Origin of the sequence: Mucispirillum schaedleri ASF457 (genome assembly GCF_000487995.2) — a bacterium.
In the GTDB taxonomy this organism is placed as follows: Bacteria; Chrysiogenota; Deferribacteres; order Deferribacterales; family Mucispirillaceae; genus Mucispirillum; species Mucispirillum schaedleri.
The window spans coordinates 899,204-915,613 of sequence record NZ_CP097562.1 but is presented as its reverse complement, the minus strand read 5'-3'; the positions used below and the strand labels follow the sequence as shown (position 1 = coordinate 915,613).

At 31.7% G+C, this 16,410-nt stretch carries 11 protein-coding genes; 7 read left to right on the top strand and 4 right to left on the bottom strand.

What is annotated here, in order from left to right:
• The first annotated feature begins 278 nt into the window (after positions 1-278).
• On the top strand, positions 279-2,243 hold the full coding sequence (locus N508_RS04290; RefSeq protein WP_023275173.1) for a heme lyase CcmF/NrfE family subunit: 1,965 nt from the start codon (positions 279-281) through the stop codon (positions 2,241-2,243).
• Between the two features lie 53 nt (positions 2,244-2,296).
• Here N508_RS04290 and N508_RS04285 read toward each other — a convergent pair whose 3' ends face one another.
• Both N508_RS04285 and N508_RS04280 read right to left on the bottom strand, forming a co-directional pair.
• The gene (locus tag N508_RS04285; RefSeq protein ID WP_023275172.1) at positions 2,297-3,673 is read right to left on the bottom strand and encodes an MFS transporter; all 1,377 of its coding nucleotides are present in this window, start codon (positions 3,671-3,673) and stop codon (positions 2,297-2,299) included.
• A gap of 44 nt (positions 3,674-3,717) precedes the next feature.
• A complete protein-coding gene (locus N508_RS04280; protein ID WP_023275171.1) occupies positions 3,718-4,320 on the bottom strand; it encodes a cytidylate kinase-like family protein in 603 nt (200 codons plus the stop codon).
• A gap of 569 nt (positions 4,321-4,889) precedes the next feature.
• On the opposite strand from N508_RS04280, the gene N508_RS04275 reads away from it, so the two are divergent.
• From N508_RS04275 to N508_RS10970, 6 genes are all read left to right on the top strand, one after another.
• The gene (locus N508_RS04275; RefSeq protein WP_023275170.1) at positions 4,890-6,938 is read left to right on the top strand and encodes a methyl-accepting chemotaxis protein; all 2,049 of its coding nucleotides are present in this window, start codon (positions 4,890-4,892) and stop codon (positions 6,936-6,938) included.
• 198 nt (positions 6,939-7,136) lie between these two features.
• Positions 7,137-7,544, top strand: coding sequence for a pyridoxamine 5'-phosphate oxidase family protein (locus N508_RS04270; protein WP_023275169.1), 408 nt, complete (start codon positions 7,137-7,139; stop codon positions 7,542-7,544).
• A 560-nt stretch (positions 7,545-8,104) separates the two neighbouring features.
• On the top strand, positions 8,105-9,106 hold the full coding sequence (gene argC, locus N508_RS04265; RefSeq protein ID WP_023275168.1) for an N-acetyl-gamma-glutamyl-phosphate reductase: 1,002 nt from the start codon (positions 8,105-8,107) through the stop codon (positions 9,104-9,106).
• A gap of 234 nt (positions 9,107-9,340) precedes the next feature.
• Complete coding sequence (argJ, locus tag N508_RS04260; RefSeq protein ID WP_023275167.1) at positions 9,341-10,552, top strand: bifunctional glutamate N-acetyltransferase/amino-acid acetyltransferase ArgJ; 1,212 nt, start codon at positions 9,341-9,343, stop codon at positions 10,550-10,552.
• Between the two features lie 5 nt (positions 10,553-10,557).
• On the top strand, positions 10,558-12,378 hold the full coding sequence (gene uvrC, locus N508_RS04255) for an excinuclease ABC subunit UvrC (RefSeq protein WP_023275166.1): 1,821 nt from the start codon (positions 10,558-10,560) through the stop codon (positions 12,376-12,378).
• 124 nt (positions 12,379-12,502) lie between these two features.
• Positions 12,503-13,867: a methyl-accepting chemotaxis protein gene (locus N508_RS10970; RefSeq protein WP_023275165.1), complete on the top strand. Its 1,365-nt coding sequence runs from the start codon at positions 12,503-12,505 to the stop codon at positions 13,865-13,867.
• Between the two features lie 259 nt (positions 13,868-14,126).
• On the opposite strand, the gene N508_RS04240 is transcribed toward N508_RS10970, so the two are convergent.
• Both N508_RS04240 and N508_RS04235 read right to left on the bottom strand, forming a co-directional pair.
• Positions 14,127-15,191 carry a DUF362 domain-containing protein gene (locus tag N508_RS04240; RefSeq protein ID WP_023275164.1) on the bottom strand — a complete coding sequence of 355 codons (1,065 nt, stop codon included), beginning with the start codon at positions 15,189-15,191 and terminating at the stop codon, positions 14,127-14,129.
• Between the two features lie 88 nt (positions 15,192-15,279).
• Entirely contained in the window at positions 15,280-16,311 is a 1,032-nt protein-coding gene (locus tag N508_RS04235) for an alpha/beta hydrolase (protein ID WP_023275163.1), read from the bottom strand.
• Positions 16,312-16,410: the final 99 nt, after the last annotated feature.

The following is a 16,410-nucleotide window of genomic DNA, read 5'->3' as shown; positions in this document are numbered from 1 at the left end:
GCTTCTATTATGGCTTTAACATCTTCAATAATAACTAATTATTCATTACTGGAATTAAAAATATTTTAACTAAAAGAGCTGCCATAATTCAATGCCGATATTTTAATAAATCATCCAGCTAAAAAACAATAATGTTTTATTTCTGATATGTCAAATAATATGTATTGCCACTTAAAAATCTTATATATCAATTTTATATGTATTCTATAAGTATTACATACTTTTTACATAATTTTAAGCTATAAATTATTATCAATATTAACAAACGGAGTGCTTTTATGGAATTAGGCTCTATTGGGATGTTTTTTCAAATATCCGCTCTCATACTTTGCTTAGCTTCTGTTGCAGCATATATATATGCTTACATAACAAAATCTTACAATATAAAATCTATAGGTAACTGGTTATTTATTGGCACAACAATCGCCATAATCATTGCATCATTAGTGCTTTTTATGGCTTTTGCAATCAGTGATTTTTCTATTGACTATGTTGCCCGTTACAGTGATAACTCACTTCCAATGTTTTATAAAATCAGTGCATTTTGGGGTGGTCAGGCAGGCTCTTTGCTTTTATGGGTGCTTTTACTTGTTATTTTTGGGACAATTGAGCTTTTTCGCATAAAAAATATGAATGATACATATCAGCTTGGTGTTATGCTTATTATGGCTGGGACAACATTATTTTTTACACTTCTTGTTTCATTTTTACAAAATCCATTTGAGCTTACAAGAATAGTGCCAAGTGATGGCTCTGGTTTAAATCCGCTGCTTCAAAATCCCGGCATGGTTATTCACCCGCCTACCTTATATGTTGGTTATGTTGGCTTTACTGTAATTGCAGCACACTCTCTTGGTGCAATCTTATCAAGAGATTTTTCTGCCACTTGGATTAAAATGGCTAGACCTTGGTCTATGATTATATGGGCATTTTTAACTGTAGGTATAGTTATTGGTGCATGGTGGGCTTATGTAGAGCTTGGATGGGGCGGATACTGGGCATGGGACCCTGTTGAAAATGCTTCTATTATGCCTTGGTTTACAGCTACAGCATTTTTACATTCTGCTTATGTTTATGAAAAAACTGGCAAATTAAAAGTCTGGACATTTATATTATTAATAATTACTTTTGAACTTACTATTTTAGGAACATTTATTACTAGAAGCGGTTTAATAAACTCTGTGCACAGCTTTGCACCACATCCTATCGGCTACTACTTTTTAGTATATATTGTAATATCATTAGTTGTATATATTGTTACACTCATTTCTAACAAAGAATTTAAAGAGCTTATTAAAGCAGATGAAGAAGAATTTAAATTTTTATCAAGAACTGGCTTTGTATTAATATCTAACTGGCTGTTTTTAGCAATATCATTAGCTATTGCTTTTGGCACATTAACACCTTTATTTACAGGTGCTAATTATGCAATTTCATACTATAACAGAGCTACTGCACCATTTTTTATGTTGATTTTCTTAACCAGCGGTTATGGACTTTTAACTGGCTTTAAAATATCAAATATGAAAAAATATAAAATAAGATTAATAATTTCCTTTGCTGCCGCAGTTATTGGAGTAATCATTATGGCAGCTTTTGGATATAATAATAAAATGTCATTAGCATTAAATTTTACAATATTCTTTTCTGCAGCTGCAGTTCTTATCCGCACATTTACATCACTTAAAAGCTGCGGTTTAAAATCTATTTTGCAGGCAAATAGATTTTACGGAGCTATGATTATACACATTGGACTTGTTATTATTGCTTTTGGCATAGTAATGTCATCATTTTATATGTTTAAAGGCGAATACAGTGTGAAACCTGAATTTGTTTTAGATTATAAAGGCTATGTATTTCAGGTCGGCTCTTATTCAAATCTTCAAGAGAAAAACTATATTTCTGAGTTTGTGCCTATAAAAATATATAAAGATGATAAACTTATTACAACAGCATACCCTGAAATAAGAACATATAACCGTCATTCTACTGAAAAATTTAGAGAAGTTGCATACTATTCACAGTTGACTGGTGATTTATACTTTGCTCTTTATAATATTAACCATAATGATTTATCTATGGTTATACTTTTTATACATCAGCCATTTGTTTCATGGATTTGGGCAGGCTGTCTTATAATGGTAATTGGTGCTTTCTTTGGAGCATTTGTATTTAAAAGAAAAGAGCAGGATATTGTCAATAAAAAAAGCTATTTTGTAGCTGAAAATAATTCACATATATAATATATATTAAACCCCATTTTAAAATAAACAAATGGGGTATTTTTTTGTATCATTTATTCATTTTCTTTTTCAAGTGTAGTTTTTATCTGCAAAGCTGCAAATAACCCAGTCAACACAAACACAAGGCAAAGCATAAAACCATAATTAATGCCATAAACATATATATTATCAATATCTGCATTATATGCCTTTTTGGCACCATAAGATAATAATACAGAAGCAAGTGCTGTGCCTGCTGCCCCTGCTGTCTGCTGCAAAGTGCTGAGTATTGCAATGCCGTCTGCATTATATTTCTGCGGCAGTGCATTTAATGCATTAGTCTGTGCAGGCACCTGACAAAATGCTGCTCCTGTCATAAAACATATATAACCTATTAAAGTCGTGCTAAATGATACTTCTACAAGCAAAAGATAAATCATTGCAAGGCTCATAATAATAAAGCCGGGTATAATAAGCCTGCGAACACCAAATTTTGCATATTTTGCACCCATAAAAGGTGCAAGAAGCCCTGAAAGCAATGTGCCCGGAAGCAGAATAAATGATGCTTTTAATGCATTTTCCCCTAATCCCATTTGTGCAAGTATTGGTATTAAAAAAGCAAGAGCAAGAACAGATGCCATTGGCATACATACTGTTATAAGACCTAATGTAAACATTTTATATTTTAATATTCTTATATTTATAAGCGGATATTTTACTTTAAGCTGCAGTAGAATAAAAATAACTAAAAATACTAAACTTATAAATATAAGCAGTATGCCATATTTTGCAGAAAGGCTGCTTAATCCCATAATAAATAATATAAGCCCTGCACTGCTTATAAAAAAAGATTTTATATCAAGATGATATACTTCACCTTTTCTAATATCTCTTATAGCAGCACTGCCCATAATAAATGAAACAACAAGAATAGGCAGCATAAAAAGAAATACCCACCGCCAGCCAAGATATTCTGCTATTAATCCACCTAAAACAGGACCTAATACTGGTGCAAAGCTTACAACAAGCCCTACAATACCAAGCAGTGTGCCACGCTGATAAGGTGTTGTTTCTTCAAGAACTATATTTGTTAAAAGCGGCAGGGAACAGCCTGTGCCTATTGCCATAATAAGCCTGCCTGCAAGCAGCATTGCAAAATTACTGGCAAAAGCTCCTATGATAGTTCCTGCAATAAATATAGTAACTGCAAATTTAAAAAGCAGCTTGGTAGATATTGTTTTTATTAAAAAAGGGGAAAGCGGAATAGCAGCAGCTAAAAGCAGCAGAAATCCAGAAGTAAGCCATTGAACAGCAACAGCAGACACATTAAATTCTTCCATTAAATGGGGAGATACAATAGCTAAACTTGTTTCTGAAAAAATTCCCATAAAAGTAAGGACAGCAAGTGATATTACTGTTACAATAAGCCTTGCTGAAAATAAATTACTCATATTTTCACCTGCATATTATATAATGCAGATTAAGAAGATATGACTTAAATAAGCTGAACTCCATCTTTCCATTTGTTGTATGCTGTTTTTATTATTTCTACACATGAATCAATACCCATATCACTATTTACACTTAAATGATATGAGCGTAAATCACCCCATTTTTTATCAGTATAGTAATCATAATATGCAGCTCTGTCTTTATCATATCTTTTAATAAATGCTTTAACATTGTTTACTTTATCACCATATAGTTTTTTAACTCTTTCTATTCTGTTTTCAATAGAAGCATAGACAAAAACATTTAAAGCATCTTTTCTATTTTGCAGCACATAATCAGCACATCTTCCTACTATGACACAGTCGCCCTCATCAGCTATTTTCTGTATAACTTCTGATTCTGCATGAAATACCACATGAGTTAAAGGCATTTGCAGTGTTACATCATAGCCTGCATATTTTATAGCTTCTTCTCTATAAAGCTCTGCCTCATTAATAAACTTTTCTGATAAACCGCTTTTTGCAGAAATCATTTCAACAAGGCCTCTGTCATAAAAAGGAATATTTAACTGTTCTGCAAGTGCCTGACCAATAATTCTGCCACCAGAACCATATTCCCTGCTTATAGTGATAATACAGCCAGCCATATCTGCCTCCTATATATGTAATATTTCAAATACATAGTAACACACAGATTTTTGAAATACAAGAACAATAACTATAAAATATTAGTATGGACTTGCACCATTACCTGAGCCTGCTTCTGTGTCTTGCTAAGCTTGATTTTTAAGCGAAGTATCTAAAAAACAAATGATTTAAATATATTATACACTATTGCAATATATATAATTTAGATTTTTCGCCTGTAAAATCAGGCTCAAAATGACATAGTTGAGCTTATCAGTATTCTTTATAGACTTTGAACTTATCCAAAAATTTTGGATTAAGCCACTGAACAAATTTCTAAACTCATTAGCCTGATATAATATGCTCTGGTCTGAATGCATCATTTTTTTTGGATAAGTTTAGTAATTTTAATATATTTTTAATCAGTATTGTTTATATTTTTTCTCATAGTCAAATTTTCAAAGCAACTTCTTATATAATATATACTTATCAAAAAGTTCCACGAATACTTATTATAAAAAGATGTAGACAATTTTTATAATTATGTTATAAATATATAGTATAGAGTTAGTTTATTGGGGGTACGGTGATGAAGTTGCTAAATTTATTATTTGGATGGGTATTTACAATAGTCCGCAGTATCAGTATAAAAGTTAAGATAGTGCTGCTTGTCTTTTTCCCAGCAGTTGGCATCATTGCATTTTTTTCTCTGGTATTTTATGATACATACGACTATTTAGTCTTTAATAAAAATATGACAAGTATTATCAATATTTCCAATAAAGTATCGCTTGTTGCACATAATCTGCAAATAGAACGCGGTATGAGTGCAGGATATATGACTGATAGACTTGACGATACAAGAGCATTGTTAGACGAACAAAGAGAAGCATCTGACTCAGCTATACAGGAATATTATGAATTTGTAAACACTATGGATGTGGAAAAATATGATAAAATATATATGGAGCAGATAAATAAAATAAGCAGTAATCTAAAAACAATAAGCGAATTTAGGAATAAAATCAATAATTTTTCAGTAAATGGTCCTGAAGTAGTAAATTTTTATACCAATTTAATTGGTGACTTACTTCAATCTGTAGTTATTGCCTCAAAAATAAGCCCTGATAACGATATTACAAAAGTATTAATAGCATATTTAAACTTTATGTATGCAAAAGAATATACTGGTCAGGAAAGAGCAAACGGAAATATTATATTAAGGTCAAATGTTTTTTCTGAAGTGCAGTATGCAAAGTTTGTGGCAACTATCGCTAAAAAAGATGTATATATGAACTACTTTTTTCAACTACTGCCTCATAATTACTCAAAAGCTCAAGAAATTATTGAAAATTATCATTTAACCGTTGAAGAAACAGGGGTTGTAATACAGGAATATGAAAAAGATATTATGACTAATGCAAAAAGTTTAAATTTTTCTATTGAAGCTTCACAATGGTTTTCAGATATAACAGAACATATTGATAACATGTATTTGGTTGAAGAAATTATTGGCGAACTTGTAAACGAAGTATTGTATATTAATATTCATAAAGGTAATCTTAAATTAATATATTTGATAGTATTTTTTGTATTTGGCTTAATATTTAATGTTGCTTTTGCACTTATAATAGCATCTGATTTTATTATTAGAATAGATAGAATAAAAAAATATCTTACAAATGTTGCTGAGCATAAAAATTTATCAGAAGAATTAGCATTATCTTCAAAAGATGAAATAGGTCATATTGCTGCTTCCATTAATGATTTTATTGTTTTCATTAAGAAAATATTACTTTCACTGCAAGACCAGAGTGAAGCTAATATGAATATTGCAGGAAAACTTGTGGAAGCATCAAATGCAGTTACAAACACTCTTACAAACAGCGAGCAGCTTGCACACAGCAATATTGATATAGGTATGGATATTGGCAGAATATCTGAAGATAATATTGAAGAATCAAAACGAACTATGGATTTAATGCTTTCAACTCAAAACGAACTTACAAATATGCAGAAACTTATTGATACATTAAGTCAGGAAGTTGAAGCTGAAAGTAAAGTGGAAAATGAAATAGCAAATGATATTAACGAGCTTGTAAGAGAAGCGGAAGATATTAAAACTGTTTTAACAGTTATTGATGAAATTGCAGACCAGACAAATCTTTTAGCACTTAATGCAGCGATTGAAGCAGCTCGTGCAGGTGAACATGGCAGGGGGTTTGCAGTAGTTGCAGATGAAGTGAGAAAACTTGCTGAAAAAACACAGTCCTCACTTGGAGAAATTAATAATATTATTAATAAAGTTTTGCAGGGTATTGTTAATGCTAGTAAAACTATTACTGCAAATTCCAAAGAAATATATAAAATGGTTGATACTGCTGATGTTGTTCGCAGAAGTGCCGTTGAAATGGCTGGAAGTATGCAGGAAGTAGCAAAAGTAGCAGAATCTTCTATGGAAAGCTCTGATAGTATTGATGGTAAATCAAAAGATATGATAGAAGGTCTTGGTGAAATCAATGGAGCTATTGCAGAAATTGGTCAGCAAATGACAAGTATGCATTCTTATGCTGATGAAATAGAAAACCATGTTACAGAATTAAGAAATGCTTTATCTGTGTTTAAACTTAGTAAATAGTTTTAGATATTTCGCCTTTCAGGCTCAGTAAGATATTGAAATATACAGGTCTCATTTTTATATTGAGACCTTAATATATTTAAAAAGTAACTAAATCTTTTTTTATAAAAAAAGTTATAATAATATATATTCAAATTTATATATAATAAAATCTTTCATTAATAAAATTTAATGACTTATAACTGACAGGATAAATATATGATAAATAAAGAAATTAAGAAATTTATTGAGCATAATTCTATATTAATGCTTGCAAATATAGGGCTTGATGGACTTCCTAAAATAAGACCTATGATAACTCTTGGATTTTTTAGAGAAACATTATGGTTTGCAGTTACTGAAAGTAAACTTGTATATCAGGAGCTTCAAAAAGATAATAATTTAGAGCTGTGCTCAGTTATTTTAGGCAGATGGATAAGGATAAAAGGAAAAGCTGTTTTTGAGTATGATAAATCAATTATTACACATGTTTTAGAGCATTCAGATATAACAGATAAATTTTATAAAAATAAAAATGAAACAGAAGAAAATGTAAAAGTTTTCTATATTGAAATAGAGAATGGAGTATTATCTGATTTAGAAAGAGATTTAAAAATAAAATTTTAACTTTAATTTTATTGATTATATTTTTAATATTTATAGAAATTATTGGCTAATAATATGTATTTTTTTAATCATGCTCTGCTGAAACAAGTTCGTCTATCGCTCGCTTTCAGATGGCTCATCCTGAGCCTGTTTCTGTGTCTTACTAAGTGTTTAAGCGAAGTATCTAAAAAATATACAAGTTAAATATATTATGCACTATCGTAATATATATATAATTTAGATTTTTCGCCTTTTAAAATCAGGCTCAAAATGACTTGATTGTAATAGTTTTATTATTCGGAGTTACCGCTGCACAATGTCTATTCTGAGCATAGCGAAGAATCTAGAATATACAAATTTCTACTGCCAGCAGCAAATTATAGCGTAATAATTATATGCAGTATTTACAATCTAGTTCCTTCGTCTGTCTGGCAGGTTCAGTAAGACATTTATTAAAAATTTCGTTAATTAATTATCCATTTTTTACAATTATAAATAAGTTTTATAAATATTTCTATTTATTTTTGCTGAAATAAATTATATAAGTAACAAAGTAATCATTTTATTTTAAGGGAGAAGTTATGCGTGCAGGTATTATTGGTGCAACAGGTTATACAGGTGTGGAGCTTGTAAAAATAATTGCAAGGCACAGCCATTTAGAGCTGTCAGTTATCACATCAGAAAGTTATGCAGGAAAGCCGTTTTCTGAAATATATCCGTTAATGCAGGGTGTATGTGATATGATACTTGTAGAAAATGATTTAGAAGAAGTATCAAAAAAAGCAGATGTTTTTTTCTTATGTCTTCCACATAAAACAGCTATGGAATCAGCAAAATTTTTATATGAAAAAGGTAAAATTGTTATAGATTTAAGTGCTGATTTCCGTATAAAAGATAAAAATATTTATGAAGAAGTTTATGGCACAGATCATACTGCAAGTCATCTTTTAGAAAAGGCAGTTTACGGTCAGGCAGAAATATATACAAAAGAAATACAAAAAACTTCACTTATTGCAGGTGCAGGCTGCTATCCTACATCTATTATTACCCCACTTTATCCACTGCTTGAAAGCGGCTTAATTGATGATAATTCGTTTATTATAGCAGACAGCAAATCAGGAGTAAGTGGAGCAGGCAGAAAACCAAGCCTTACTAATATATTTTGTGAAGCTAATGAAGATTTAAAACCATACGGTATATTTTCTCACCGCCATAATTCTGAAATTGATTTTATACTTTCAGAAGCACAGAAAAATACTCATGTAATATTTACACCACATTTGCTGCCTGTAAACCGCGGTATATTATCTACTATTTATTTTAAAACAAAAGCAGGAAAAGATGAGCTTGAAAATACTATAAAAGAAAAATATAAAGGCAGATATTTTGTAAGGATTAAAAATACAATACCTGCTATAAGGTATGTGGCAAACACTAACTTTATAGATATTGCAGTATATAAAAAAGATGATACAGCTATAATAGTTTCTGCTATTGATAACCTTTTAAAAGGTGCATCTGGTCAGGCTGTGCAGTGTTTTAATATAATGCAGAATATTGAAGAAACAACTGGATTAATATAATAAATTAATAAGATGAAGCTGCTTTTTCCAGATGAGTAGAAAGAAAAAGTGGCTTGGAAAACCGATTTATTCGGGCATTTCCGTGTTTTAAAAAATATAGAATGTATTTTTTAATAAGGAGGATATATAGGAGCTTCAGGACGAAGCGACGCGAAGCGTAAGGAATGACCGATTTATTCGGGCATTTCCGTGTTTTAAAAAATACAGGATGTATTTTTTAATAAGGAGGATATTATGTTAGGTAAAGTAAGCTATGGCGGGGTAACAACACCAGCAGGGTTTAGGGCAGCTTCTGCTAGTGGAGATATAAAAGGAAAAAAAGCAGAGCGAGATGACTGTGGATTAATTTGCAGCGATGAGCCTTGTGAATTTGCTGCTGTTTTTACAAGCAATGTAGTAAAAGCTGCACCAGTTTTATATGATATGGAAATATTAAAAAAAGGCGGCAAAGTTTCAGCTGTATTTGCAAACTCTGGCAATGCTAATGCCTGCACTGGGGCAGATGGATATAAAAACTGCCAGAAAATAGCAGAAGTTTATGCAGATGGATTAGAAATAAAAAGTGAAAGTGTGTTAATAGCATCAACTGGCGTAATAGGGGTGCCTTTACCTGTTGAAAAAATTATAGATTTAAAAGATGTTTTAATAGACAGTCTTGCAGATGATAATGGTATTAATTTTGCAAAAGCAATAATGACAACTGATACTACTGTAAAAGAAACAGCAGTATGTGTGGAAACAAAAGCAGGGCTTTTTACTATCGGCGGCTGCACAAAAGGTGCAGGTATGATAGCTCCAAGCCTTGCCACAATGCTTTCGTTCATTACGACAGACGCTTTAATTGATAGAAAACTTTTGCAGCTTGCATTAAATGAATGTGTAGATGTAACTTTTAACAGGGTCACTGTTGATGGTGATATGAGCACAAATGATACCATTCTTTTACTTGCAAATGGTATGAGTGGCACAAAAGTAGATGAAAATAATTATGAAGATTTTAAAGCAGGGCTTCTTGATATTATGGATTATCTTGCACGACAGATTGCTCTTGATGGAGAAGGTGCCAGCAGAATGATAACTATTGAAGTAAAAAATGCTGCTAATTTTGAAGAAGCAAAATTATGTGCATCAAAAATAGCCAATTCACCACTTGTAAAAACAATGTTTGCAGGCTGCGACCCAAACTGGGGCAGGCTTATGGCTTCGGCGGGTGCAAGCGGTGCTGAATTTGACCCAGATAAGACAGATATTTATTTTAATGATATGCACTATGTTTCAGGTGGTAAAATTATAGACTATTCATTAGAAGAAAAAGCATATAATATCATGCAGGAAATGCAGTATACAATTACAATAGATTTGCATGCTGGCAGCAGTATGACAAAATTTTATACATGCGATTTAACTCAGGATTATATTAAAATCAATGCTGATTACAGGAGCTGATTTCTTTGGCAAAACCAAAATTTCAAATTAATCTTTCAGATATATCTCAAAAACCCGGTGTCTATATGTTTATGGATGCTAAGGGCAGAGTAATATATGTAGGCAAAGCAAAAAATTTAAGAAACAGGCTTTCTTCTTACTTTAATGCTGGGGAGAAAACTATAAAAACTGAAAAAATGCTTATTCATGCTTCTTCTGTAAAAACAATTATTACAGAAAATGAAGTAGAAGCATTTTTATTAGAAGCTAACCTTATAAAAACAGAAATGCCTAAATACAATATTCTTCTAAAAGATTCTAAAGGCTACCCGTATGTAAAACTAACTCATGAAGAATATCCACGCCTTATTTTGACAAGGAATACTCAGGATGAAAATGCTGTATATTTTGGACCATTTGTAAATGTAGGAGATTTAAAGCATATTATTGAAATGCTGCAATCTGCCTTTCCATTAAGAACTTGTTCATCATTTCGCTTAAAAGAAGGTAAAATCTGCTTAAAATACCAGATAAAAAAATGCTCTGGACCTTGTGAAAATTTAATCAGCCGTGAAGATTATATGAAAACAGTCCAGTCTATCAAAAATTTCTTTAAAGGAAATGTAGATGAAGTAAAAGATATGATGAATGCACAAATGAAAGAATATGCAAAAAACCTTGCCTTTGAAGAAGCCGGAAAAATAAGGGATAGAATAATATCTCTTGATAAGCTGTTTTCAAAACAATCTGTTACAAATATAAGCGATGAAAGAAATATTGATGTATTTTACAAGCATTCTATTTCTGGAGTAACAGGTATTACTCAGATATTTGTCCGCAGCGGCAGAATGATTGGTGTATCTACTCACTTTTTTGCAGATACAGAAGATGAGCTTTTAGAAAGATTTGTTATGCAGTTTTATTCAAATACAAGGCAGTTTCCAGAATTTATTGCATTAGAAGGTGATGGGGAAGAATATAATGAAACATTAGAAGAGGCTCTTTCTAAAATGGCAGGTAAAAAGGTGCATATAAGAAAAAGGGGTATACAGGGGCTCATAAACCTTGCTCAAAAAAATGCAGAGCTGCAGACAGAGCAGTATCTTTTAAAAGTAGGGGAAAGAAAAGATGTATCCAGCAGGCTTGCAGAGTTAATTGGTGTGGAAAAAGTATCAAGAGTAGAATGTGTGGATATTTCCCATTTAGGCGGCAGCTTTACTGTTGGGGTGTCTGTTGTGGCAGTAAATGGAGAGTTTGCAAAACAGTATTATAAAAAATATAGAATTAAGTCTGCTGAAAATGATGATTTTCAATCTATGAGTGAACTTTTCAGCAGAAAAGGTGAAAATATCAGAGAAGGCAGCGACGATGAGGCAGATTTATATATTATAGATGGTGGCACAGGTCAGCTTAATTCTGCTGTGAAAGCAGCAGAAAATGCTGGTATTACTGCACCTTTTATATCAATTAGTAAAAGCAGGTCTCTGCGTCCATTAAAGCATGATTTTGAAGATACTATTGAGCAGATACATCTTTTAAATAGAAAAAATCCTGTTATTATGCGTAAAAATGACCCGCTTTTACATTTTATACAAAGGCTGAGAGATGAATCTCACCGCTTTGCAATAACATATTCTAGAAACCTTGCTTTAAAAAATATTTCTAAATCACCGCTTTTAAATATTGCTGGAATGGGTGAAAAAAGGCTGAAACATCTTTTAACAGCAATACCAGATATACATACCAGAAAAGAATTATCAGTTAATATTATAAGGGATTACGGCAAGCTGCCACAGGAACTGGCAGAAAAAGTCTATGAATATATTATTAATGAAAAAAATAAATAATTCCTAACGATGTTATATTCTATATTTGTTTATGATTGACAAATAAGTATATTTTCTATATAATAAAACATTAAATGTGTGTTTTATCCTGTTGATTATATTTCTGCAAAAAGGAGATAAGTTTATGTTTGGCAGCGGTGCATATAAAGAAAAAATACTTGATGATATTATTAATATTTTGGAAGATGTTAATAAAACAGGCAGTTCAAATGTAGTTGAAAAAAATAAGCACTTATTTCTTGGTAAATATGAAGCTATACCAAAACTTTTGTCTTCTATTTTAAGTAAATCTGACCAGCAGGGAGAAAGTGTTAGTGTGCAGCAGATTGAAGCAGTTGAAGAAGAGTTTAGAAAAGAGCTTGATGAAGTAAGGACTGCCCTGGAAGAAAACCAGTTAATGGTAGATTCATCTAATGACGGCTTATGGTATATGCACTATCCAAAAGATGGTAAAATCAATGAAGACACTCCTTTTGTGTGGTCGGATAAATTTAGAAGAATGTTAGGTTATAATGATAAAGAAGATTTTCCTAATGTTTTAGGCAGCTGGTCATTAAAACTGTATCCAGCAGAACATGATGCCATATTTGCAGCTTTTTGTGCATCTCTCACAGATAAAACAGACAAAACACCTTATAATGTAACATATCGTTTGCAGTTAAAAAGTGGTGAATATAAATGGTTTAAGGCAATAGGAACTGTAAAAAGAGATGCAGCAGGCAACCCATTAATGATTGGCGGCTCTTTAACAGATATTGATGAAGATAGAACAAACAAAATAGAGCTTGAAAAAACGCTTGTCAGGTTTAATTATTCGCAAAATATGGTAAGTGATGGTGTTTGGAGTGCCAGACTTTATGATAATTCAAAAAATATTACAGACAGCCAGAACAAGTTTTGGTGGTCTATGCGTTTTAAAGAGCTTTTAGGTTATTCTTCGGAAGATACCCTTGATAATCATATTAAAACATTATTTGGTGTTATCCACAGGGAAGAACTGCCGCTTGTGGAAAAATCCTTTGAAACTCTTTTACACAGCAGTGATATTAAACATTATTTTGATATAGAATGCAGAATGAAAACTGCAAATAGTGATAATTATGAATGGTTTAGACTTCAATGCAAAAGGCAGAGTGATGAAAACGGCAGTCCATTAAGAATTGTAGGTGTATTAAGTAATATAGAAGCATTAAAAAATGAAGAGCGTATGCGAGAAATTGAAAAATCTCAGTCAGAACTTGCAGCTAAAAATTTAAATGATATAACAAGTATTATTAAAGTTATTGACGATATTGCAAATCAAACTAATCTGCTTGCCTTAAATGCAGCTATTGAAGCGGCAAGAGCAGGAGAGCATGGCAGAGGGTTTGCAGTTGTTGCAGATGAAGTAAGAAAACTGGCAGAAAAAACTGCATCATCTACAAAGCAGATTAATGAAATGCTGCAGGAAAATAACAGACTTTCAGAGCAGCTTGCCAACAAAAATTAGCTTTTATATTTCAGTTATTATTTTTAGATACTTCGCCTTTTAGGCTCAGTATGACTATAGCTTTCACATTGAATTCATTTTGAGCCTGATTTTAAAGGCGAAAAATCTAAATTATATATATTGCAGTAGAGTATAATATATTTAAGTTGTCTTCTCTTTTATATACTTCGCTATATTTCAAGCTCATTATGACTTATTTCTCTTGTAGTTAAAATTACAAACTTTTTAAAACACTATTCCCATATATCTTGATATATTATTATTTAATTATTTCAAGCTCATATTCAGTATTTCCAAAGCCGATTTTTTTTGCATGTGCAAAGCTGTCTTGTGGGTTTAAATGCGGCCATGCCTCCTGAAATACATCTTTTCCTGCTGTTTTTACAACTAAATCATAGCTTGCTTTATCAATGGCAACAGGGTCAGTTGAAGCCATAAATCCTAAGTCGTGAATAAGTGGAGCGTCGTTTCCACCATGGCAGTCGCAGGCTGGCACAATAGAAGTAAGCACACTTACATATACAACTTCTTTAAAATGGCTGTGAACTGCTGCTGCATATTCTACAATTTTCTGCTGCAGAGTATCACATGCTACATTGTAATCAACATCAACAGCATGTTTTGGACATGCTGATATACACATTGCACAGCCTACACATTTATCATTAATAGAAGCATGTTTAGATATTGTAATGGCTCCAGCATCGCATGCCATTTTACATCTTCCACATGCAGTGCATTTTTCTGGGTCAACTGTGGGGCGGACACTTGAATGCATTTCATTTTTACCTGCACGGCTGGCACATCCCATAGCAAGATTTTTCATTGCACCGCCAAAGCCTGTCATTTCATGACCTTTAAAGTGATTTATTACAAATAATTTATCTGCATTTGCAATTACTGAAGCAATTTTTGCACTTTTATATATTTCTCCATTAGGCACTTCCAAATTAGTATATGATTCACCTTTTAATCCGTCTGCAATAATAATAGGTGTTTGAAGAGTAGAATATCCAAAACCATTTAAAACTGCATTATGCAGGTGGTCAACAGAGTTTGTTCTCATACCAATATATAAAGTATTTGTATCAGTTAAAAATGGCTTTGCACCAATTCTGTTAAGTGTTTCTAATACAGGACGAAGATATACAGGGCGAAGAAAGGCTGTATTGCCATATTCTCCAAAGTGGAGTTTCACAGCAGTAATGTCATTTTTGCCATAAATATCTGTTATACCGCATTTATTAATAAGTTTTTTAATCTTATTAAGTGGAGACTGGTTCATATTGCATTTCATACTTGAATAATAAACTTTTGCACTCATTTTGACCTCTTTATTTTTTTCGCATATCAATTATCGTTTACTATATCAATTTATATGTAAAATATCAATCATTATATAAACAGGTTTATTATTTTAGGTATGTATTGAAAAAGTATTCTATTTTATTAAATGGTATTTTTTCCATATTATCATATAAATCAACATGGTTTGCACCTTTAATAATAAGCAGCTCTTTATTTTTTCCTTTTAATTTTTTAAAAGCATCTTCACTAAAATATCTGCTGTGAGCTTTTTCTCCATGAATAATTAATACTGCACTTTGTATTTCATTACTGTAAGAAAGTATAGGCATATTAATCAAAGAAAGTGATGATGTCATATTCCAGCCGCTTGTTGAATTTAAAGAGCGTTTATGATAGCCCCTTGGTGTTTTATAATAACCATAATAATCTTTTATAAACTGTTCTTCATCGCCTGAAAGTTTATCAGGAAGTCCTGCAGCTGTTTTATATTTGCCTGTCTTAAAATCTTCTGTTCTTTGTTTATTTAATGTTTCTTTTATTTTATATCTTGCTTTTTCATCCAGACTGTCAAAATAGCCGTTTGCTGTAACACGGCTCATATCATACATTGTTGAAATAACAGATGCTTTTATTCTTGTATCAATAGCAGCAGCATTTAATCCAAAACCGCCAAATCCGCATATACCAATAATGCCTATTTTTTCAGGGTCTGTATATTTATAATTGCTTAAAAAATCAACAGCAGCACTAAAATCTTCTGTATTTATATCAGGTGAAGAAGTATTTCTAGGTTCACCTGAACTTTCGCCTGTGTATGACGCATCAAAAGCAAGAGTAATAAACCCTTTTTCTGCCACTCGCTGTGCATAAAGCCCGGAAGCCTGTTCTTTAACAGCTCCAAAAGGTCCGCTTACTGCAATTGCAGGATATTTTTTTGATTTATCAAGATTTTCAGGTATATATAAATCGCCTGCTAATTTAAAACCGTATCTGTTTTTAAAATATACTTTTTGGGTAATCACCTTATCACTTTTTTTAAATGTTTTATCCCAGCTTTCATTATTTTTTGCTTCCACTGCATATACCTCCGTAATAGAAATAATAAGTATAGTTAAAAATAATAATAATTTTTTCATTATACACCTCGTGTGTAATTATATAAGTAAGGGTATATTTTTCAATATGCAAAAATGTCATAAAATTGCATAAAAATATCATTAATTATAATGTGTATT